This is a genomic window from Microbacterium sp. (genome assembly GCF_026393345.1).
Classification (GTDB): Bacteria; Actinomycetota; Actinomycetes; order Actinomycetales; family Microbacteriaceae; genus Microbacterium.
This window is the reverse complement of record NZ_JAPLAI010000014.1, coordinates 7,458-29,193: the sequence shown is the minus strand read 5'-3', so window position 1 is coordinate 29,193 and position 21,736 is coordinate 7,458. Positions and strand designations below refer to the sequence as shown.

The following is a 21,736-nucleotide window of genomic DNA, read 5'->3' as shown; positions in this document are numbered from 1 at the left end:
CCGTTAGTGTCGAGGGGTGATGTGGGTGCCCTCGAGTATCGGTGACGTCAGCGATCAGCTGATCGGCGTCTTCGACAACCCCGGATTGCTGCTCGGCATCCCGCTGGCCCTCGCGGGTGCAGTCTTCATGTCGTTCGGGGCGCAGTACCAGCACCGGGGCGTCACGAAGGTCGAGCACCTCAGCGGACAGGACGGTTCCGGCGGCCTTTCTCTCGCCCAGCTCGGACGGCTGCTCACCCGGCCCTCGTGGGTTGCGGGCACGCTCATGCTCGCGCTGGCAATCGTGTGTCAGCTGGGCGCTCTGAGTGTCGCGCCGCTGATCGTGGTACAGCCACTCGGCGCGATCTCCCTCGTCATCACCACGCTTCTGAATGCCCGGGTCACCGGCCACTCGCCGACCGGGCGATCGATTCGCGCGATCATCGCCTGCGTGGGCGGCATCCTGCTGTTCGTGACCGTCGCGGCTCTCTTCGGTACGGAACAGCCGATCGGGACCGGTCAGGTGCTGACTGTGCTCATCGTGTTGGTGGTCGTGGCTGCCGCGCTGATTGTGCTGTGGCTGATGGTGCGACGCAAGCATGTGCGCGCGCTGTTCTACGTGCTTGCCGCCGGCGTGATCTACGGCTTCGTCGCCACTCTCGCCAAGACCGTCATCAAGCGGCTGCAGAGCGGTGAGGTCGACTGGCTCACCCTGATCTGCGTGGTCGCGCTGGTCGCGGGCACCGTGCTCGGTGCCTACTTCGTGCAGACCGCATACTCGTCGGGCCCGCCCGACCTCGCCATCGCCGGCCTCACTGTGGTCGACCCCATGGTCGCGGTCCTGATCGGACTCCTGGTCCTCGGCGAGGGCGCGGGCGTCCCGTTCTGGGGCTTCATCGTCTTCGTCCTTGCGGGCGCGCTCGCGGTGTGGGGCGTCATCACGCTCGCTTTGTTCCACCCGCAGGTGCTCAGCGAGAGCCAGGAGCTCGGTATCACCCGCGGGCGCTCGGATGCGGAGGAGGACGATTCCGCCGGCTCCGCGGACCCCGCGGGAGATCAGCCGGACCGCTAGGCTCGTACGCCGGGGGGCGGTGGCCAAGCTGGTTAAGGCAGCGGGCTCATAACCCGACGATCGTGGGTTCAAGTCCCACCCGCCCTACAACTGGAACACCTCAGATGCCGAGGATGACGCGGATCTTTGAGGTTGCTGTGGCAACCGGGGGACTATCCCTGTGACGCGTGCGGATGCGGCGGGCGCGCGGTGGTGGACGCCACCCGGGCATCACGTGCGTCTCAGATCGCCGGATACGCTGGAGCACACCGACCGGAGGACCGATGCCAGACCTGCCCGTGTTCCGCGCACCGATGCGCTCGCGTGACGACCGGGTTCCCGCCGGGGACGCGGTGGAGCGTGCGCTTACGCGCGGCATCTGCGGGATGGGCGCGCGCGTCGAGCGCACCCGGGAGGGCGACGACGCCGTGCGAGCGTATGAGCGGCTCGCTCGCCGCATCGCCCGCTTCGCGGCGGCACCGAGCGGAGCGCCGATCTGGACGCGGGACGTCGACGGGCTCTGGTGGCTCGGGCGCCTCGACGGTGATCTCTCCGAAGACACCTCGCCCGAGGCGCGCAGAGTGGACCTCGTCCACGTGCGGCCGTGCCGGTGGCTGATGGCACCGATCGCCCCATCCGACGTCCCCGTTCCGGTGAGCGCGGCCTTCGCGCGCGGCGGTCTGAACTGGCAGGAGGTCCACGGCGCAGATATCTCGGGACAGACGGACCGGATCTGGGACCGCTACGACTCGTGACGACCGCGTCAGGGCATGACGACCGCGTCAGGGCGTTTCGCAGGCCACGCCGTCGCGGTCGCCGTCGAGCCGGAGCGAGTACCCGGGATCCCCGGCGCGCAGTGGCGCGGCACCGGCCGATCGCGCGGCGGCGCAGGTCGCGAAGACCACCCCGGCCTGCGGGGCGGGGGACGGAGCGGTGGGCGACAGCGGTGTGGGCGCCGGTTCGTTCGGACAATCCGTGAGCACCCGGGCGATCGCGTCGTGTTCACTTGGCGTCACCCACAGCCCGTACGCGGCTTTCACCGATACCTGGCGGGCGACGTAGGCGCAGCGGAACGCGCGGTTCTTCGGTAACCAGGTGGCGGCATCGCCGTCGCTCTTCTGCGCATTGGCGCCACCGTCCACCGCGAGGAGGTTCAGCGGGTCGTTCGCGAGCGCCGCGCGGCGTTCCGCGGACAGCTGCTGTGCGCCGGTCTGCCACGCGTTCGACAGCGCCACGACGTGGTCGATCTGCACCCGCTCGGACGTCCCCTGGCCGCGGGTGAACGCGACGACACTGCCGGTGTAGGGGTCGGCGAGCACGCCGGCGAGCACCCTGCAGGAGCCCGACCGCTGCACCTCGGTCAGATCGCGGGCGAGGATGTCATTGCGGGTGTCGCAGCCGTTCCGGTCGACGTCGAGCCACCGCGTCCCGAACTGATCGCGGTCGTACCCGGTCTTGGGTGCACGGCCCTTCACGGCCAGTGTCGCCAGCGTCTCGAGCGCGGTATGGCCGCCGACGGAATCCGCGACGACCGCCACCGTGGCCGGCGACGCCGAGAGCGCGATCCCCCCGACGGATGCCGCGGAGACCAGGGTGACGACGCCGACGGCCGCCCCGATCCACGCACGCGCGCGCCGCGTCGCTCCGACCATGACGTGCCACTTCCTCTGCCCTCGACGACGCTCCCTTGCAGCCTGCCGTCTTCCGGCTCGGCGCCGGCGGGGCCACGCCGGGTCAGGCCTGCGCAGTCGGCCGGGCAGGGTCGCCACATCCGCCCGACCCCGCTCGCCATGTCCCACTTTCGACATAACGTGTCCCGAAATCTGCCGTTCTGGTGACCTCAGAACGGCAGAAAGTGGGACATGCACCGTGAGCGGTGGCGAACCGAGAACAGGAAGGAACGCCAGGGCAGGAGGATTCAGCGCGGATTCTCCTGTCCTCGGGATTTCTCCTGATTGGAGCCGCCGTAGGCGGAACGAGGCAACAAGAAGTTACACACTTGTGATTCAGCGCAGCGCCGGTGATAATGGCCGGAAGCACAACTGAACACGCATCGCACTCCATCAGGTCGTAGGGGAAGACGTACCTGAAAGAAACGGAGAGGCGATGGCTGGACACATGGCGCGCGGAGTGGTGCTTATCCACTCAGCGCCACGAGCGTTGTGCCCCCACCTCGAGTGGGCTGTGGGGCGTGCCCTCGGACGCGCGGTGAACTTCGACTGGGACGACCAGCCGGTGCTTCCTGGCGCCCGTCGGGCGGAGTTCTACTGGGAGGCGCCCGCCGGAACCGGCGCCGCTCTCGCCAGTGCCATGCACGGCTGGGAGCACCTCCGGTTCGAGGTCACCGAGGACCCCACCCCGCGCAGCGACGGCGGTCGCTGGTTGCACACCCCGGACCTCGGTATCCACTACGCGCAGACCGACACCGCGGGCAACATCGTGGTGGGCGAGGACCGCATCCGGTTCGCGATGGAAGCCGCCGCCGGCGACATGGCGGAGCTCCGGCGGGAACTCGACGTCGCGCTCGGCGCCGCATGGGACGACGAGCTCGAGACCTTCCGTCACGCCTCTGGCGAGGCACCGGTCGTCTGGCTGCACAAGGTCGGCTGACCGCCACGAGACTCGGGTGCAGCCCGGCGCCGGTACCGGATGCTGGATGTTCATTCCCGGCGACTGAGACAGCGTCGAACTGCCCCCGACACAGGGAAAGACCCCCAGGACTCAGGTCCCGGGGGTCTTTCCTGTCGTGCGGATGCTCAGACGCTCGCGAACGCGGCCACGGCGTTGTGTCCGCCGAAGCCGAACGAGTTGCTGATGGCCAGCTGGTCGCCCGCACCGAGCGCGACCGAATCGCCCGAGATGTTGAACGGCACCTCGGGGTCCTGCTCGGTGATGTTGATGGTCGGGGGTGCCGTACGGTCCTTGATCGCCATGATCGTGAAGATCGCCTCGAGCGCGCCGGTGCCGCCGAGCAGGTGCCCGGTGGACGCCTTGGTGGCCGACACGGGGATCTCCTCGGTGCGCGAACCGAACACGGCCTTGAGGGCCTGGTACTCGTTCGGGTCGCCGACCGGGGTGGAGGTCGCGTGGGCGTTGATGTGGGTGACGTCCTCGGGGGATGCGCCCGCCGTCTCCAGCGCCATGCGGACCGCACGCGCGGCGCCGCGACCCTCGGGGTCGTTGGCGGTGATGTGGTATGAATCCGCGGTGACCCCGCCACCGACGACGGCGGCGTAGATCTTCGCCCCGCGGGCACGCGCGTGCTCCTCGGTCTCGAGGATCAGCGCGGCGGCGCCCTCGCCCATGACGAAGCCGTCACGGTCGATGCTGCAGGGGCGGGATGCGGTCTCGGGGGAGTCGTTGCGCTTGGACAGCGCCTGCATCGAGGCGAACGACGCGAGCGTGATCGGGTGGATGGCGGACTCGGTGCCACCGGCGATCACGACGTCCGCGTAACCGGCGCGGATGTGCTCGATCGCGTTCACGATCGACTCCGTGCTGGACGCGCAGGCGCTGGCCACCGTGCGGGCGTAGGCCCTGGCTCCGAAGTGGAGGGAAAGGTTACCGGCTGCCGCGTTCGGCATGAGCATCGGCACCGTCATCGGCATGACGCGGCGCGGACCCTTCTCACGCAGCGTGTCCCAGGCGTCGAGCAGCGTCCAGACGCCGCCGATGCCGGTGGCGAAGTCGACGCCCAGACGGTCGGGGTCGACCTCGGGGGCGCCGGCGTCAGCCCACGCCTCCATGGCGGCGACGAGAGCGAACTGGGATGCGGGGTCGAGGCGCTTCGCGATCGGACGATCGAGCACGGTCTCGGGACGGACGAGCGCCTCGGCGGCGAAGGTCACGGGCAGCTGGTACTTCTCGACCCAGTCGTGTTCGAGGGTGCGGGTGCCCGAAGCCCCGCTCAGCAGGGCGGACCAGCTGTCCGGCGCGGTCCCACCCAGGGGGGAGGACGCGCCGATGCCGGTGACGACGATGCGGGAGGTGGTCATGTTCGCTCTCTGAATGGGTTGAGCGGTGGGGGCATCGCCCCCACCGCGCGAAGTCACGCCTGGTTGGACGTGATGAAGCTGACGGCGTCGCCGACGGTCTTGAGGTTCTTGACCTCGTCGTCGGGGATCGTGACGCCGAACTTCTCCTCGGCGTTGACGACGATGGTCATCATCGAGATCGAGTCGATGTCGAGGTCGTCCGTGAAGGACTTCTCGAGCGCGACCTCGTCGGCCGAGATGCCGGTCTCGTCCGTGATGAGCTCTGCGAGTCCGGCGAGGACCTCGTCACTCGAAAGGGCCATGATTTCTCCTTCTGGTTGGGTTTGGGCGGCTGGGCACCGCGAATCAGTCTAGGGCGGTGGCATTCCCGGTCACGGGAGCACGACCACCTGCGCGCCGAACACGAGTCCGGCGCCGAACCCGATCTGCAGGGCGAGACCGCCGCTGAGCTCCGGGTGCTCTTCGAGCAGGCGATGGGCGGCGAGGGGGATGGATGCAGCGGAGGTGTTGCCCGTCGTCTCGATGTCCCGCGCGATCGCGACGGTGTCGGGCAGCTTCAGCTGCTTTGCGAACTCGTCGATGATGCGCATGTTCGCCTGGTGCGGGATGAATGCCGCGAGATCGGCGGCCTCGATGCCTGCCGCCTCGATTGCCTGCCGGGCGACCTTGGCCATTTCCCACACGGCCCAGCGGAACACGGACGGCCCGTCTTGACGGAGGGTGGGCCACTCGGCCTCGCCGTCGCGGAACTCGGTGAGGGTCGCGTTCATGCCGACGGTGTCGGCCTTCGACCCGTCCGACCCCCACACCGTGGGTCCGATCGCGGGGGTGTCGCTCGGGCCGATCACGACCGCACCGGCCCCGTCGCCGAGGAGGAAAGAGATGCTGCGATCGGTCGGATCGACGACGTCGGACAGTTTCTCGGCACCGATGACCACGGCGTAATGCGCGGCACCGGCCCGGATGAGGGCGTCCGCCTGGGCGATGCCGTAGGCGAAGCCGGCGCATGCGGCATTGGAGTCGTAGGCGGCCGCCGGGTTGGCGCCGACCCGGTCGGCGACGACAGCCGACATCGACGGGGTCTGGCGCACGTTGCTGATGGTGGCCACGATGACCAGGTCGATCTGATCTGCGGGCACTCCGGACCGCTCGATCGCCTCGCGGGCCGCATCCGTGGCGAGGTCGGTCGCAGATGTGGTGGGCACGGCGCGCTTGCGCGTGATGATGCCGGTGCGCTGGCGGATCCACTCGTCGCTGGAGTTGATCGGACCCACGATGTCGTCGTTGGTGACGGCGTTCTCGCCCCGAGCCGCACCGAACGAGTAGATGCGGGTGTAGGCAGGCCCCGAGGCCTGCTTCAGGGTGGGCGTGCTCATGCGTTCTCCTCGCTCAGCAGCGCCACGGCTGCATCCAGGTCCTCGGGCGTCTTGACCGCCACTGACGGTACGCCGCGCAGGGCCCGCTTGGCGAGGCCGACGAGCGTGCCGGCCGGGGCGAACTCGATGATGCCGGTGACGCCCGCCTCGGCGAACGCGGCCATGCACAGGTCCCAGCGGACCGGGGAGGCGACCTGCCCGATGAGGAGCTCCAGCGCACGAGCGCCTGACGTGACGACGCTGCCGTCGGCGTTCGTCCACAGCTGCAGCGACGGGTCGGCAGGGGTGAGGGCGGATGCGGCGGTCGCGAGGGTTTCGACGGCCGGGGCCATGTACCGGGTATGGAACGCGCCGGCGACCTGCAGCGGGATGACCCGTGCACCACGGGGTCCGGATGCGACGAGTTCCGCCAGGTGGTCTGCGGCTCCGGCGGCGACGATCTGCCCGCCGCCGTTGTAGTTGGCGGGGGTGAGATCGAGCTCCGCGAGGCGCGCCAGGACGTCGGCTTCGACGCCACCGACGACGGCGGCCATGCCGGTGGTCTCGAGCGCGGCTGCGTCGGCCATGGCGCGACCGCGGACACCGACGAGCCGCATCCCGTCATCGGCGGACAGGACGCCGGCCGCGACCAGCGCGGCGATCTCGCCGACTGAGTGGCCCGCGACACCGTCGAAGGCGCGGTCGGCGCGCTGGACCAGGGCCCACCACGACAGCAGGCTGGCCGCGACGATCAGCGGCTGCGCGACCTTGGTGTCACGGATCGCGTCGGCATCCCACTCGGTGCCGGCGGCGATGAGGTCCACCTCCGCGGCCTCGCCGTAGACGCCCACGAGATCGCGTGCGCCGGGAAGGTCGAGCCAGGGGGAGAGGAAGCCGGGGGTTTGAGAACCCTGCCCGGGGAATGCGCCGATGATCACTGTTCCATCCTGCCAACCTTTGTCGGTGGGATCTGGCGGCGACGACACAGAATCGCGGGAAACCTTTGTGTCAGGGCCACAAAGTCATCGGGGACGGCGTGTCGCTGCAGGGCGGCGACGCGTCGTGTCGGTGCCGATCGCGCCCAGGATCAGGGCGGTCTGCAGGATGAGCGCCTCACGAGGACCGGTGGCGTCCCAGCCGATCACGTCGGATACCCGCTTGAGGCGGTACCGGACCGTGTTCGGGTGCACGAACAGCTCGCGGGCGGTGGCTTCGAGCGACCGGCCGTTGTCGAGATAACTCCAGAGGGTCGTGACCAGGTCCGCGCTGTGCGCCCGGAGGGGCCGGTAGATCCGCTCCACCAGCGTGTGGCGGGCGACGGCATCACCGGCCAGTGCCCGCTCGGGGAGGAGGTCGTCGGCCTCGACCGGACGCGGGGCGTTTCGCCACGCGCGGGCCACGGCGAATCCGGCGAGCGAGGCGCGGGCACTCTGCCCCGCATCCACGAGCGCCGGGACGGTCGGTCCGAGCACGAGGTGCCCGGTGCCGAACCCCGGTTCGAGGCGGCGGGCGATCTCGGGGAACGACAGCTCCGCGCCGTCCTCGCCGGCACCCGTCCCCGGTTCGGTGCGGCCGATGACCAGCACGAGGCGCGAGCCCTGCACGCCGACGAGCACGTCGACGCCGAGCTTGCGTGCCATCCGCCGAAGGTGGTCCACGTCGAACTGCGGGGGCGTGGTGCCGACGAGCACCGCCACCTCGCCGTGTCCGTGCCAGCCGAGGGCGGCGATACGGCTCGGGAGCTCCTCGTCGGCCTCGCCGGTGAGGATGGAGTCCACCACCAGCGCCTCGAGGCGCGCGTCCCAGAGCCCGCGCGCCTCGGCGGCACGGGCGTACACGTCCGCGGAAGCGAAGGCGAGTTCGCGCGAGTAGAGCAGCATGGCCTCGCGGAGGTCATCTCCACGGCCGGCGACCCGTTCCTCGGTGACCTCCACAGTCACGCGGATCAGCTGCAGTGTCTGCTGCAGGCTGACGCTGCGCAGCAGCTCCCGTGGGGCGGCGGCGAAGATGTCCGCCGCGATCCACGGGGTCGAGGTGGGGTCGTCGTACCAGGAGATGAACGACGTGATACCGGCCTGCGCGACCAAGCCGACCGAGGACCGCCGCCCGGGCGGCATTCCCGCATACCAGGGCAGCGTGTCCTCGAGTCGCTTGATCGTCGCCGTCGCGAGGTCGCCGGAGATGCGCCGCAACCAGGCGAGCGTCTCCGCCTTCTCCGCAGGCGTCGGCGTGGTCGTCACCGGGTTAGCTCTCCCCGCCCGCGTTGCCGGTGGTGCCGGCAGCGACGTCGTGGAGCCGGTACTTCTCGATGGCCTGCGCGATCACCGAACGGTCGATCTTGCCGTCGTCGGCGAGGCCCTGCAGGGCGCGCACCGCGATCGAGGGACCGTCGATCTTGAAGTACCGTCGAGCGGCGGCGCGCGTGTCCGAGAACCCGAAGCCGTCGGCGCCGAGCGTCAGGAATCGACGCGGCACCCACTGCCGGATCTGGTCCTGCACCGCGTGCATGAAGTCGCTGACGGCGACGACGGGGCCGTCAGCATCCTTCAGCTTCTCGGTCACGTATGCCGTCCGCGGCTCCTCGTCCGGGTGGAGGAAGTTGTGCTCGTCGGCGGCCAGTCCGTCGCGGCGCAGTTCGCCCCACGAGGTGACCGACCACACGTCCGCGGTCACGCCCCAGTCCTCGCGCAGCAGCTGCTGCGCTTCGAGCGCCCACGGCACACCGACGCCGGAGGCGAGCAGCTGCGTGCGGGGCCCGTCGCCGGTGCCCTCGGAGATACGGTGGAGACCGCGCAGGATGCCGTCGACATCCACGTCCTCGGGCTCGGCGGGCATGACGATCGGCTCGTTGTAGACGGTGATGTAGTACATCACGTTCGGGTCGGGGTGCTTCCCGCCGTACAGGCGCTCCAGGCCCGCCCGCACGATGTGTGCGATCTCGTACCCGTAGGCAGGGTCGTAGGACACCGTGGCCGGGTTGGTCGACGCGAGCAGCAGCGAGTGTCCGTCGGCGTGCTGCAGGCCCTCACCGGTCAGGGTCGTGCGGCCGGCGGTGGCGCCGATGATGAAGCCGCGCGCCATCTGGTCGCCGGCGGCCCAGTTCGCGTCGCCGGTGCGCTGGAACCCGAACATCGAGTAGAAGACGTACACCGGGATGAGGGGCTCGCCGTGCGTCGCGTAGGACGTGCCAATCGAGGTGAATGCGGCCATGGCGCCGGCCTCGTTGATGCCGACGTGCACGAGCTGGCCCTGCGGGCTCTCCTTGTACGCGAGCAGCAGCTCGCGGTCGACGGAGGTGTAGTTCTGCCCGTTCGGGTTGTAGATCTTCGCCGTCGGGAAGTACGCGTCCATGCCGAACGTGCGTGCCTCATCCGGGATGATCGGCACGATGCGGTGACCGAAGTCCTTGGAGCGCAGCAGGTCCTTGAGCAGTCGAACGAACGCCATGGTGGTGGCGATCTCCTGCGTGCCGGAGCCCTTCTTGGGCAGGGCGTAGGCCTTGTCGTCCGGCAGCTCGAGGCCGACGTGGTGGCTGCGACGCTCGGGCAGGAAACCGCCGAGGGCGCGGCGACGCTCCAGCAGGTACTGGATCGTCTCGTCCTGCGGACCGGGGTTGTAGTACGGCGGCAGGTAGGGGTTCTCTTCGAGCTTCGCGTCAGAGATCGGGATGTGCATCGCGTCGCGGAACTGCTTGAGGTCCTCGAGCGTCATTTTCTTCATCTGGTGGGTCGCGTTGCGGCCCTCGAAGTGCGGTCCGAGACCGTAGCCCTTGATGGTGTGGGCGAGGATGACGGTGGGCTGGCCCTTGTGCTCCTGCGCCGCCTTGAACGCCGCGTACACCTTGCGGTAATCGTGGCCACCGCGCTTGAGGTTCCAGACCTGCTCGTCGGAGTAGTCCTTCACCAGGGCGGCGGCGCGCTCGTCGCGACCGAAGAAGTGCTCACGCACGTAGGCGCCGTTCTCGGCCTTGTACGTCTGGAAGTCACCGTCGGGGGTGACGTTCATGAGGTTCAGCAGGGCGCCGTCGGTGTCGCGGGCGAGCAGGTCGTCCCACTCCCGGCCCCAGATGACCTTGATGACGTTCCAGCCGGCACCGCGGAAGAAGCTCTCGAGCTCCTGGATGATCTTGCCGTTACCGCGGACCGGGCCGTCGAGGCGCTGCAGGTTGCAGTTGACGACGAAGGTCAGGTTGTCCAGGCCCTCGTTCGCGGCGACCTGGAGCTGACCGCGGCTTTCGACCTCATCCATCTCACCGTCGCCGAGGAACGCCCACACGTGCGAGTCGGAGACGTCCTTGATGCCGCGGTTGGCGAGGTACTTGTTCGTCATCGCCTGATAGATGGCGTTGATGGGACCGAGGCCCATCGACACCGTCGGGAACTGCCAGTAGTCGGGCATGAGGCGCGGATGCGGGTACGAGGGGAGACCGTTCGGCGCCGCCGACTTCTCCTGGCGGAACCCGTCGAGCTGCGTCTCGCTGAGACGGCCTTCGAGGAACGAGCGGGCGTACATGCCGGGCGAGGCGTGGCCCTGGAAGAAGATCTGGTCGCCACCGGAGGGGTGGTCGGCACCGCGGAAGAAGTGGTTGAAGCCGACTTCGTACAGGGCCGCGGACGATGCGTAGGTGGAGATGTGTCCACCGACACCGATTCCGGGGCGCTGCGCGCGGTGCACCGTGATGGCGGCGTTCCAGCGGATCCAGGCGCGGTAGCGGCGCTCGATCTCTTCGTCACCGGGGAATTCCGGCTCGTTCTCGGGAGCGATCGTGTTGATGTAGTCGGTCGTCGGCACCATGGGGACGCCGAGGTGCAGGTCCCGCGACGTCTTCAGCAGGCTGAGCATGATCTCGCGGCCACGTCCGTGGCCCTTCGCGTCAACCAGCTGCTGCAGCGATTCCTGCCATTCGGAGGTTTCCTCCGGGTCGCTGTCGAGGGGCCCTTGCGAATATGGATCCTGATCGTGGACGGTCACATGTGCCCTTTCATCATCTGGCAGGTCGTGCCAGAAACAGCCATCAGATCGGTGCAGGCATTGTTAGCCAGCCACAATGCACCGTCGTCCAGCCTAGCGACATGCGGACCGCGGGGGATGCATCCGTGCGGTGTCTCACGCGTCGGGTCCGTAGCCGCACCAATCGGCCACCCAGCTGAGGATGTCGGCACGCAGCTCGGGCGTGGCCGCGAGGTCGAACGACCCCTCGACCCCGTCGAGTTCGACGTCTACGCGGAAGACGGTGCCGCGCTTGTCTTCTTGCACGGCGTGCGGGTCGCAGCGCGCAGGGATGAGCGGGAGCCCTACCGTGACATCCCCCGATTTCTCGACGGCGTACTGCGGCTCGCCGTCCACGAAACCGAGCAGGTTCGTCTCCCGGATATCGCGCACCTTGAGCGTCCCCGCATCCGTGCCGGTGCCGGCGATGACGAGCTCGAGCGTCGCGGGGGATTCGGCGGGCGACGGGGTGAACCTGCCGAAGGTGATCTCGGCGACCTCGTCGACGCGCTCCCGCAGGCACTCCGCCGCGTGCAGGGCGGTGAGGAACGGCACCTGCTCCTCGACCGGCGCGACGCCAACGCCTGTGGCGCCCTCGACGACGTAGTGGAGGGTGAGGGTCGACGTGGCCGCGTCGGCCGCGTCGCAGTCGACCGGAGCGAGCTGGATGCGGACATCGACCGAGCCGCCGGGCGCGCGCACGGAGGTGCGGTCGACCACCCGCTGCGCCGGCTCGACGAAGCGCGGATCGGCGATGCTCACCTCCCCGATCGTGACAGCGGAATCGGAGCCGTTGCGGATCCGCAGCTGCGCCTGGCGCCCGGCGACATCGGACCGCTGCTGCACGAGCGACGCCTCGACGCCCTCGGGGAGCGGGTCGGGGGCGGGGCCGCCGCATCCGGTCAGCACGCACGCCGCCACGATGCACGAGAGGGCGGCGCTTATCATCGTGCGGCGGAAGACCGTCCGGGCTGACATGGGGTCAGTGTACGGAGGAGGTGGTGGGCCCTGCCGGGCTCGAACCGACGACATCCACGGTGTAAACGTGGCGCTCTACCAACTGAGCTAAAGGCCCCTCGCGTTCAGTCTACGGGGAGCTCGACGCCGTCACCCGCCGTGACGGTCACCGCGTCACCCACCCGGATCACACCGCCCGCAGCCACCGGCAGCAGCAGGATGCCGAGTGTCGGCTCCGGCTGCTGGAACTCGGTCGTGAGCAGCCGCAGCAGCCGCGCATCCCGTACGCCGGTGTCGGGGTTCGCCATGACAGCGGCGCAGCGGCCGATGCGGTTCTGCACCGCGAAGGTGACGTCGCCGACCGTCACGTGGCCAGTCCAGTCGAGTTCGGCCCACGGCGGCACGTCGTCGACCACGATGTTCGAGCGGAACCGGCGGTCGTCGACGGGGGCAGGGGATGCGGCGTCGACCGCTGCAACTGATCCGGTGCCGTGCAGCGATACGTAGCCGCGCGGACGGTCCTGGAACTGGGACGTCCGGCCGTCGCCGACAAGGCGGAGGGGCAACGCGTCCTCCGCCTCGAGTCGCCTGGCGTCGGGACCTTCCAGCACCCAGGCCGTGACCGCATCCTCGATCCGGCGGCGTCCGTCTTCGTCCAGGCTGTCCTCGACGAGGAGCGTGCCGTGCTGCTCGATGCGCAGGCGCTGACGGTCTGCATCGAAGTGCAGCTGCAGGCGCGCGAGCGACGGCATGTCCATGAGCGCGAGTCCCTGGCTCTTGGGCCAGTAGTCGAGGCCGTCGATACGCTGCGGCCGCGTCGCCGAGGCGAACCGGAAGGCGAGCACGCGGTCGCCCGTGACGCGGCCGTCGTCCTGGACAGTCAGGCTCTCGCGGGCCTCGGGGGTGAAGCCCTTGACCGGGTGACGGAAGAGTGCGCGCACATGCATGGTGCTCCCATGCTGGCACGCCCGCGGTGTCGCCTTCTGCCGGCCGTGACCACACAGCCGTCGCGAGGCGTCGGAATTCAGGCTGAAACAGCCGCGGACGCCGAAAACCGCCCCCAAACCGCCGCTGAGCCTGAATTCTGACAGCCGGGTGCCTCGAGGCTCGCGCAAAACTCAGGACATCTGTGCCTGTGGTGTCCGAAACACGGGGTCGCGTGGCAGGGAGCCGCGGAATGTCCTGAGTTTTGAACGGCCGTGGCCGACGGCGGCGCCGACGGCCGAGCCGCGCGCCCGGAGAGACTCAGCCCCAGCGACGCACGGCCCAGCGCTGCACCAAGCCGAGGGCGGAGTCGGTGAGCTTACCGATCACGGCCAGCAGGATGATCGCCAGCACGATCTGGTCCACACGTCCGGTGGACTGGCCGCGCGTGAGCAGGAATCCGAGGCCCATCGACGCGCCGATGAGCTCTGCGGCGACGAGGAACAGCCACGCCTGCACCAGGGCGAGGCGAAGGCCCGAGAACAGTGCGGGCAGCACGGCCGGCAGCTGCACGGTGAAGAAGAGCCGGATGCCGCTGAACCCGAACGAGCGGCCGAGCTCCACGAGGTGCGGGTCGACGTGGCGCAGCGCCATCGACACCGTCGTGAACACGGGGAAGAACGCGCCGATCGCGATGAGGATGATCTTCGACTGCTCGCCCTGGTTGAACCACACGATGAGCAGCGGCACCCACGCAAGAGACGGCACGGCGCGGATGACGCCGAGGCTGGGGGAGAGGCCGAGGTCCCAGAAGCGCGAAAGGCCCACGAGTCCACCCAGGGCAACGCCGAGCGAGGCGCCGGCCGCGAAGCCGATCAGCACCCGCTGCAGCGAGATCGCGGTGAACTGCCACAGCTCGCCGCGTTCGCCGAGGAACACTGCCGCCTGCCACACCGATGCGGGGCTGGGGAATTTGTAGGGCGGCACCAGCGCGGCGCCGGGGATCGTGACGAGGAACCAGACGACGATGAGCACGACCGGGAGCGTCACGCCCACGGCGATTCGCACACCGCGCCGCGACAGCGGACTGGTGCCGGCGGTCGGGGCGGTGCGGTCCGCGGTAGGGGTGGTCCCGGTCGTGCTCATACGTGTCGTCTTCCGTTCGAGCGGCCTGCGCTCAGCCGATCGCCTTCTCGGCGAACTGCGGCGCGAACAGGGTGTCGAGCGCGTCGTCGATGGACTGCTGGCTGACGGCGTCGCCGATCTGCACCTGGATGGCGCCGATGGGCTTCAGCACCTTCGCCAGCGTCGAGCCGGGGACCGGGTCCACGTCGAGGCCGGCGCGCTCATCGATGACCGCCTGGGCGACCGTGAGGTCGATCGCGGCGGCGTCCGCGAGGATCTGCGCCGTCTCGTCGGGGTTCTCCAGCGCCCAGGCGCGTGCCTTCTCGTAGGCGTCGACGACGGCCTGCACGACCTCGGGGTGCTCATCGATGATGGTCTCGGATGCGTTCAGCACGCTGTACGAGTTCAGATCGATGTCGCGGTACAGGAGCTCCGCACCCGCGGCCTCGGCGGAGGCCATGATCGGGTCGAGGCCCGCCCAGGCCTGCACGGACCCGCTCTGCAGCGCCGCCCAGCCGTCGGCGTGGATGAGGTTCTCCACGGTGACGTCGTCGATCGACAGGCCGTTGGCCTCGAGCGACTGCACCAGGAAGAAGTACGGGTCGGTACCGAGCGCGGCGGCGACGGTCTTGCCCTTGAGGTCCTCGACCGAGGTGATGTCGCTGCCTGCGGGGACGACGAGCGCCGCCCACTCGGGCTGCGCGACGACGTCGACGATCTGCTGCGGCGCTCCGTTCGCCCGTGCGAGGAGGGATGCGGAGCCGGCAGTGGATCCGAAGTCGATGGCGCCGGCGCGGAGCGACTCATTGGCCTTCGATGAGCCGAGCGACTGCGTCCACTCGACGTCGTAGCCGGCGTCCTCCAGCCAACCCTGGTCCTTGATGATCAGGCTGAGCGGGTTGTAGGTCGCCCAGTCGAGCTTGATGGTCGTCGTGACGGCGGCATCGGATGCGGCAGGCTCTGCGGCATCCTCGCCGGCGACGCAGCCGGACAGGGCCAGGGCGGCGACGACGGCTCCGGCGGCGAGGCCGATAGTGCGGCGGCGGAAGGACATATGGGTGCCTTTCGGTGGCTGTGAGCGGGAGAGGTGCTGTGGTGCGAGGTGAAGATCAGTGCGCGTGCCGGTCGATGCCGAGCGCATCGAGCAACTCGGCGCGCAGCCGCGCGAGCTCTGCCGAGCCACGATCGCGGGGCCGATCCCCGGGGACGACGAGGAGCTGCTGGATGCCGGCACCCGGCGCATCACCGGTCGGGCCCAGCACGATCACGCGATCGGCGAGCTGCAGTGCCTCGTCGACGTCGTGGGTGACGAGCAGGGTCGTGGTGGGCGCTTCGTCGAGCACCGACAGCAGCAGGTCCTGCATGCGCAGCCGGGTCAGCGCGTCGAGAGCGCCGAACGGCTCGTCGAGGAGCAGCACGTCGGGGCGGCGGGCCAGCGCTCGGGCCAGTGACGTGCGCTGCGCCATGCCGCCGGAGATCTGCCGGGGACGGTGACCGGCGAAGTCGGTGAGACCGATCAGACGCAGCAGCTCCTGGATGCGGGACGCCCGCTCCGGACGCGACAGCCCCGCCGGAAGTCCCAGCGCGATGTTGTCGGCCACCGAGCGCCAGGGGAGCAGTCGCGGCTCCTGAAAGCCGATCGCTACCCGCGGGTCGATACCGGTGACCGGCTCACCATCGATGGCGACCTCGCCGGAGGTCGCCGCATCCAGGCCGCCGACGATGCGCAGCAGTGTGGACTTGCCCGAACCCGACGACCCGAGGATGGCGACGAGTTCGCCGGCCGCGACATCGAGGTCGATGCCCTGGAGCACGACGTGCTCGCCGAACGATCGGCCGAGTCCGCGCAGGCGCAACGGTGCACCGGGCGTCGGGCGCGAGGCCTCGGCGGGTGCATCCGTGAGTGCGGCGGACATCGGGTTCCTTTCGGGCATAGGCAGCGTGTTCCGACCCTAGACAGCGAGAAAGCCGGGCTCCAGGCGGCCGACACGGGAGGTAACAGAGCGAGCGCGTGCCTGGCGTAGTTTGGAGGGGTGAACGCCACCCCCGCAGAACAGCTCCGCCTGCTCGAGCTCGCCGACCTCGACACCCGGTTGCGCCAGGCCGAGCACGCCCGCGCGAACCCGCCGCAGGCTGCGCGGGTGAAGGCGCTGATCGAGCAGCGTCAAGAGCTCTCGCGGGAGCTGTCGAACCGCCAGGGCGCGGTGGAGGAGATGCAGGCCGAACTCGGCCGGATCGAATCCGATGTGAAGGTGGTCCGTGCTCGCCAGGATCGGGACACCGCGCTGCTGCAGACCGTCTCGAACCCGAAGGATGCGGCCGGCCTCGAGCACGAGCTCGATTCGCTCCGCCGCCGCCAGCGCGAGCTGGAGGACAGCGAGCTGGAGATCATGGAGCGGCTCGAGACGGCGGAGCAGGCGGTCGCCGACCAGGCGCGTCTGGTCGCCGAGGCCAACGAAGAGGGTGCCCGTCTGTCCGGTGAGGCCAAGGCGCTCGTCGCGGAGGCGACCGCACGCATCGCCGAGTTGCAGCGGGATCGCGCCGCGGTCGCCGCATCCGTTCCCGCCGCGCTGCTGTCGATGTACGACGCGGCGGCATCCCGCAGCTCGGGCGCCGCGCTGCTGCGCGCGCGGACCTGCACCGGCTGCAACATGATGCTCTCGGGCACCGACCTGAACAGCCTGCGCCAGCTTCCCGACGAGGCCGTCGCCACCTGCCCCGAGTGCGGGTCGATTCTGGTGCGTACCGGCGAATCCGGGCTCTGACGCACGGTCGGGCCTGACTCCGTGTCGGCGCCGCAGCACGAGCGGGAGGCGCGGTGGAGCGTGCTCGCTCCGAGCGCGGGCGGTCCACTCGAGGTCGTCGATCTGTCGGCCGACGGCGCCGAACTGTCTCGCGAGCGCTGGCGTCCCGCCGACGCATCCGCGCTGATCGCGGCGCGCCCGCAGACCCGCTGGGTCTGGGCGGACACCGCGCACACCTACCGCGCGGTGCTCCGCGACGGAGTTCGGGTGGCCCGGGCGTGGGACCTGCGGCTCTGCCACCGCATCCTGCGTGCCGCCGTCGATCCCTCCGGCACCGGCGCGCTGGGACCGGTGGATGCGTGGGACGGCGACGCCCGACCGATCGCGGAAGAGGGGCTCTTCACCCTCGACGCGGGGCAAGTGCCCTCCTCCGACGAGGCCGTCGCCGAACTGCGCCGTCAGCTGATCACCCTGGACGCCGCACCCGACACCCCGCGGATGACCCTGCTCCTGCACGGCGAGTCGGCCGGCGCGCTGGTGGCCGAAGAGATGCATGCGGCGGGGCTCCCCTGGGACGTCGCCGCGCACGAGCGGATCCTCGCCGACACCCTCGGTTCGCGGACCTCGGTCGCCGCCGTCCCCGAGCGGATGGCGGAGCTGGCGGACCGCGTCCGGGCCGCGCTCGGCGACACCAGCGTGAACCTCGACTCGCCGCCGAAGCTGCTCCGCGCCCTGCGGCGTTCAGGTCGCGTCCACGAGCAAATGGGAGCTCGCCGACCAGCCGCATCCGGCGATCGAACCGCTGCTCGAATACAAGCGCTTGGCGCGCCTTCTCGCCGCGAATGGCTGGGCATGGCTCGAGGAATGGGTGCACGACGGTCGGTTCCGGCCGGTGTACGTGCCGGGCGGCGTGGTTACCGGCCGCTGGGCCTCCAGCGGCGGCGGGGCGCTGCAGATCCCGAAGCTCCTGCGTCCGGCCGTCCTCCCCGACCCGGGGTGGGTGATCGTGGATGCGGATGTGGCGCAGCTGGAGCCGCGGGTGCTCGCGGGGATGTCACGGGACCTCGCCCTGGCTGCCGCCGCGCGCGGCCGCGACCTCTACGCCGGGATCGTCGCCTCGGGCACCGTCGCCACGCGGGACGAGTCGAAGTACGCCATGCTCGGCGCGATGTACGGCGCCACGACCGGCAAGGGCGGCCGGCTCGTCCCGCGTCTGCGCCAGACCTACCCCGTGGCGATGGCCGTCGTCGACGATGCCGCCGCGACCGGCGAGGGCGGCGGCACCGTGCAGACGTGGCTGGGACGCACCGCCCCGGCCCCGGATGCGGACTGGCTCCTGCTGGCCTCCTCCGCGGGCGCAGAAGGAGCCGACCCCGTGGTGCGCGATGTGGCCCGGCGAGCAGCGGGGGACCGGGGGCGGTTCACGCGCAACTTCGTGGTGCAGGGCACGGCGGCAGAGTGGGCGCTCTGCTGGCTGGCCGAGATCCGCAGCAGGCTGGACACGCTGGGGGAGACGGGGGTTCCCCGGGCGGACCGGGCAGGCGCCGTCTTCGCCCCCCGCCCGCACCTGGTGTTCTTCCTGCACGACGAGGTGATGGTGCACGCGCCCGCACACATCGCGGATGCGGTGGCGACTGTCGTCACGGATGCCGCGGCCGCCGCGGGGCGGCGGATGTTCGGCTCGTTCCCGATCGACTTCCCGCTGGACGTGCGGGTGATCGGAGACGAGCGGGCGGGCGACCAGGCACGCGGATAGACTCGGAACGCGAATGGGTCGGCTGGACGGTCGCGTGGCGGGAAACCGCACCGAGGAACGTCCGGGCTCCATAGGGCAGGGCGGTGGGTAACACCCACCCGGAGTGATCCGCGAGACAGTGCCACAGAGAGCAGACCGCCGGGATTCGTCCCGGTAAGGGTGAAAGGGTGGTGTAAGAGACCACCGGGGTCGTGGTGACACGACCCGCACGGTAAACCTCGCCCGGAGCAAGGTCAGACAGGGGATGTTGACGCGGCCCGCCGAGTCCCCGGGTAGACCGCTGGAGCGGCACGGCAACGTGTCGCCGAGAGAGATGACCGTCCACGGAGCTTCGGCTCCCGGACAGAACCCGGCGTACAGGCCGGCCCATTCGCCCTCTTCTGACCCGGACGCCGAACTACCGCTTCAGGTGGCGACTCCGGCGGGATACCCGCGTGGGTTCCCGCGGGTTGTGCCACGTGAACACACCCGGGGCGGTGCGACCCGTGCCGAACACGGGTGCCACGCGAACGCGTGCGCCGCGCTCAGTCCTTCGTGGTCACCGCGGACAGGCGCTGCGGCGCGGCACCGAGCGACAGCGCTGCGGCGCCGATGATGCCGGCGTTGTTCCGGTGCACGGCCGCGACGATCGGCGTCGTCGCCTGGCCACCGCAGGTGACACCGCCACCGACGATGAACAGGTCGGGGCTGAAGAGGAACTCGACGTGGCTGTAGTACCACTGCAGCCGCTCGGCCCATGCTTCCCAGGTGAGCTCGTCGCGCTCCATGGCGGAGTATGCGGCGTACGCCTCCGCATCCTTGCCGTGCTTCGCGCGCTGCAGGTGGCCGAGCTCGGAGTTCGGGATGAGCTGGCCGTCGTAGAGCAGCGCCGAGCCGATGCCGGTGCCGAGGGTGGTGAGGATCGTGAGACCCGCCGCGTCCTTCGCGGCGCCGAAGCGCATCTCCGCCACCCCGGCGACATCGGCATCGTTGGCGAAGTGGATGTCGCGACCGAGACCGTCTTCGAAGAACTCCTCGGCCGGGAAGTCGATCCACTTGTGCGACACATTCGCGGCGGAAAGGGTGCGGCCGTTCTTGACGATCGCAGGGAAGGCGACGCCGAGCGGATAGTCCGACTCGGCGACCTTGAGCGTGTCGAGTACCTCGCGCACCGCCGTCAGCACGTCATCCGGCTCGGCACCCTGCGGGGTCGAGACCTTGATGCGGTCGCTGATCAGCTCACCTTTGTCGAGGTCGACGATGCCGCCCTTGATGCCGGTTCCCCCGATGTCGATTCCGACCGCGCGTGCACTCTCCGAAGCCATGTCTTCCACCCTACCGACAGCGAGCTGTGCGATCAGTAGGATCGTGTCAGGCATCGACGAGGAGCACCCGTGAGCGACGACAGCGAGAAGTACTGGTACAACCTGAAGACCGGCCAGGTCGAGCGTGGTTACGCATCCCCGGCCGTCGATCGTGCCGGTCCCTTCGACACGGAGGAGGACGCCGCCAAGGCACCCGAGCTCTTGCGCGAGCGGTCTCGTCAGTGGGCCGAGGATGAGGCGCGCGACAACGACTGAACGTCCGCGCCGCGCGGACGCCTAGCATTGATCCGAGGCCGGAGCACCGGCCCGTAGAGGGGACACCATGGACAAGCAGCGGGACTTCGTTCTGCGCACGATCGAGGAGCGCGGCATCAAGTTCGTGCGCCTCTGGTTCACCGACGTCATCGGCACGCTGAAGTCGGTCGCGATCGCGCCGGCAGAGGTCGAGGGGGCGTTCAACGAGGGACTCGGCTTCGACGGCTCCGCGATCGAGGGCCTGACCCGGTCGTACGAATCCGACCTGCTGGCGCTCCCTGACCCGACGACGTTCCAGGTGCTCCCGTGGCGCGGTGAGATCGATCCCACCGCGCGGATGTTCTGCGACATCACGACCCCCGACGGCCAGCCCGCCGTCGCCGACCCGCGGCACGTGCTCAAGCGCACGCTCGCGAAGGCGGCCGATGCCGGGTTCACGTTCTACACGCACCCCGAGATCGAGTTCTACCTGCTGAAGTCCTCGTCCTACGGCCCCAACGGGCCGGAGCCGGTGGACTCCGCCGGGTACTTCGACAACGTCCCCGGCGGCACCGCGCACGACTTCCGTCGCCGGTCGGTGCGGATGCTGGAAGATCTGGGCATCTCGGTGGAGTTCAGCCACCACGAGGCCGGACCGGGCCAGAACGAGATCGATCTGCGCTACGCCGACGCGCTCGCCACGGCCGACAACATCATGACGTTCCGCACCGTCATCAAAGAGGTCGCGATCGAGCAGGGCGTTTACGCGACCTTCATGCCGAAGCCCCTCAGCGGCCACCCTGGCAGCGGCATGCACACGCACATGTCGCTGTTCGAGGGCGACGTCAACGCGTTCTACGAAGAGGGCGCGCAGTACCAGCTCTCCAAGACCGGCCGCCAGTTCATTGCCGGCCTGCTCCGTCACGCCAACGAGATCTCCGCGGTCACCAACCAGTTCGTGAACTCGTACAAGCGGCTGTGGGGTGGTGACGAGGCGCCGAGCTTCATCACCTGGGGTCACAACAACCGCTCCGCGCTGGTGCGCGTGCCGCTGTACAAGCCGAACAAGGGCCAGTCGTCGCGGGTTGAGTACCGCGCGCTGGATTCCGCCGCGAACCCGTACCTCGCGTACGCGCTCATGCTTGCCGCCGGCCTCAAGGGCATCGAAGAGGGCTACGAGTTGCCGCCCGAGGCCGAGGACAACGTGTGGTCGCTGACCGACGGCGAGCGTCGCGCGCTCGGCTACGCGCCGCTGCCGGCGAGCCTCGACCAGGCGCTGCAGGCCATGGAGGAGTCGGAACTCGTCGCCGAGACGCTCGGTGA

General features: G+C 69.7%; 20 protein-coding genes, 2 tRNA genes and 1 other RNA gene. 9 read left to right on the top strand and 14 right to left on the bottom strand.

Annotated features, from left to right (window positions below; all coding sequences use genetic code 11):
* Positions 1–19 precede the first annotated feature (19 nt).
* From NT132_RS02115 to NT132_RS02105, 3 genes are all read left to right on the top strand, one after another.
* Entirely contained in the window at positions 20–1,051 is a 1,032-nt protein-coding gene (locus tag NT132_RS02115) for a DMT family transporter (RefSeq protein WP_297784091.1), read from the top strand.
* A gap of 13 nt (positions 1,052–1,064) precedes the next feature.
* A tRNA-Ile gene (locus NT132_RS02110) sits at positions 1,065–1,138 on the top strand.
* Between the two features lie 176 nt (positions 1,139–1,314).
* On the top strand, positions 1,315–1,785 hold the full coding sequence (locus NT132_RS02105; protein WP_297784062.1) for a GAF domain-containing protein: 471 nt from the start codon (positions 1,315–1,317) through the stop codon (positions 1,783–1,785).
* Positions 1,786–1,812: 27 nt separating this feature from the next.
* Here the strand turns inward: NT132_RS02105 and NT132_RS02100 are convergent, their stop codons facing one another.
* Positions 1,813–2,682, bottom strand: coding sequence for a DUF1524 domain-containing protein (locus tag NT132_RS02100; RefSeq protein ID WP_297784059.1), 870 nt, complete (start codon positions 2,680–2,682; stop codon positions 1,813–1,815).
* 454 nt (positions 2,683–3,136) lie between these two features.
* On the opposite strand from NT132_RS02100, the gene NT132_RS02095 reads away from it, so the two are divergent.
* Complete coding sequence (locus NT132_RS02095) at positions 3,137–3,640, top strand: DUF3145 domain-containing protein (RefSeq protein WP_297784056.1); 504 nt, start codon at positions 3,137–3,139, stop codon at positions 3,638–3,640.
* A gap of 146 nt (positions 3,641–3,786) precedes the next feature.
* Here the strand turns inward: NT132_RS02095 and NT132_RS02090 are convergent, their stop codons facing one another.
* The 12 genes from NT132_RS02090 to NT132_RS02035 all read right to left on the bottom strand — a co-directional run bounded on the left by NT132_RS02090 (position 3,787) and on the right by NT132_RS02035 (position 16,291).
* Complete coding sequence (locus NT132_RS02090; protein WP_297784053.1) at positions 3,787–5,025, bottom strand: beta-ketoacyl synthase; 1,239 nt, start codon at positions 5,023–5,025, stop codon at positions 3,787–3,789.
* A gap of 53 nt (positions 5,026–5,078) precedes the next feature.
* A complete protein-coding gene (locus tag NT132_RS02085; protein WP_297784049.1) occupies positions 5,079–5,327 on the bottom strand; it encodes an acyl carrier protein in 249 nt (82 codons plus the stop codon).
* 69 nt (positions 5,328–5,396) lie between these two features.
* Positions 5,397–6,401, bottom strand: a complete 1,005-nt coding sequence (locus NT132_RS02080) for a beta-ketoacyl-ACP synthase III (protein ID WP_297784046.1) — start codon at positions 6,399–6,401, stop codon at positions 5,397–5,399.
* Positions 6,398–7,318, bottom strand: coding sequence for an ACP S-malonyltransferase (locus NT132_RS02075; RefSeq protein ID WP_297784043.1), 921 nt, complete (start codon positions 7,316–7,318; stop codon positions 6,398–6,400). The genes NT132_RS02080 and NT132_RS02075 overlap by 4 nt, the downstream gene beginning before the upstream one ends.
* A gap of 84 nt (positions 7,319–7,402) precedes the next feature.
* A complete protein-coding gene (locus tag NT132_RS02070; protein WP_297784040.1) occupies positions 7,403–8,620 on the bottom strand; it encodes a CdaR family transcriptional regulator in 1,218 nt (405 codons plus the stop codon).
* A gap of 4 nt (positions 8,621–8,624) precedes the next feature.
* Entirely contained in the window at positions 8,625–11,351 is a 2,727-nt protein-coding gene (aceE, locus tag NT132_RS02065) for a pyruvate dehydrogenase (acetyl-transferring), homodimeric type (protein WP_297784037.1), read from the bottom strand.
* Positions 11,352–11,486: 135 nt separating this feature from the next.
* A complete protein-coding gene (locus NT132_RS02060; RefSeq protein ID WP_297784034.1) occupies positions 11,487–12,347 on the bottom strand; it encodes a hypothetical protein in 861 nt (286 codons plus the stop codon).
* A gap of 21 nt (positions 12,348–12,368) precedes the next feature.
* Positions 12,369–12,444 (bottom strand) — tRNA-Val (locus tag NT132_RS02055).
* Between the two features lie 7 nt (positions 12,445–12,451).
* Positions 12,452–13,273, bottom strand: a complete 822-nt coding sequence (locus NT132_RS02050; RefSeq protein WP_297784031.1) for an MOSC domain-containing protein — start codon at positions 13,271–13,273, stop codon at positions 12,452–12,454.
* A gap of 298 nt (positions 13,274–13,571) precedes the next feature.
* Complete coding sequence (locus NT132_RS02045) at positions 13,572–14,396, bottom strand: ABC transporter permease (protein ID WP_297784028.1); 825 nt, start codon at positions 14,394–14,396, stop codon at positions 13,572–13,574.
* 31 nt (positions 14,397–14,427) lie between these two features.
* Positions 14,428–15,429: an aliphatic sulfonate ABC transporter substrate-binding protein gene (locus NT132_RS02040; protein ID WP_297784025.1), complete on the bottom strand. Its 1,002-nt coding sequence runs from the start codon at positions 15,427–15,429 to the stop codon at positions 14,428–14,430.
* A 55-nt stretch (positions 15,430–15,484) separates the two neighbouring features.
* Complete coding sequence (locus tag NT132_RS02035; RefSeq protein WP_297784022.1) at positions 15,485–16,291, bottom strand: ABC transporter ATP-binding protein; 807 nt, start codon at positions 16,289–16,291, stop codon at positions 15,485–15,487.
* Between the two features lie 117 nt (positions 16,292–16,408).
* On the opposite strand from NT132_RS02035, the gene NT132_RS02030 reads away from it, so the two are divergent.
* The 3 genes from NT132_RS02030 (at position 16,409) to rnpB (ending at position 19,248) form a co-directional block, all read left to right on the top strand.
* Positions 16,409–17,140 carry a C4-type zinc ribbon domain-containing protein gene (locus NT132_RS02030; RefSeq protein ID WP_297784019.1) on the top strand — a complete coding sequence of 244 codons (732 nt, stop codon included), beginning with the start codon at positions 16,409–16,411 and terminating at the stop codon, positions 17,138–17,140.
* Positions 17,141–17,912: 772 nt separating this feature from the next.
* Complete coding sequence (locus tag NT132_RS14340) at positions 17,913–18,875, top strand: bifunctional 3'-5' exonuclease/DNA polymerase (RefSeq protein ID WP_366940332.1); 963 nt, start codon at positions 17,913–17,915, stop codon at positions 18,873–18,875.
* A gap of 14 nt (positions 18,876–18,889) precedes the next feature.
* Positions 18,890–19,248, top strand: an RNA gene (gene rnpB, locus NT132_RS02020) — RNase P RNA component class A.
* Positions 19,249–19,399: 151 nt separating this feature from the next.
* Here the strand turns inward: rnpB and ppgK are convergent.
* Positions 19,400–20,179, bottom strand: a complete 780-nt coding sequence (ppgK, locus tag NT132_RS02015; RefSeq protein ID WP_297784016.1) for a polyphosphate--glucose phosphotransferase — start codon at positions 20,177–20,179, stop codon at positions 19,400–19,402.
* Positions 20,180–20,248: 69 nt separating this feature from the next.
* On the opposite strand from ppgK, the gene NT132_RS02010 reads away from it, so the two are divergent.
* Together NT132_RS02010 and NT132_RS02005 are read left to right on the top strand one after the other, a co-directional pair.
* Complete coding sequence (locus NT132_RS02010; RefSeq protein ID WP_297784013.1) at positions 20,249–20,434, top strand: SPOR domain-containing protein; 186 nt, start codon at positions 20,249–20,251, stop codon at positions 20,432–20,434.
* Positions 20,435–20,501: 67 nt separating this feature from the next.
* Positions 20,502–21,736, top strand: a 1,235-nt coding sequence (locus NT132_RS02005) for a glutamine synthetase family protein (RefSeq protein ID WP_297784010.1), incomplete at its 3' end; no start/stop codon positions are given.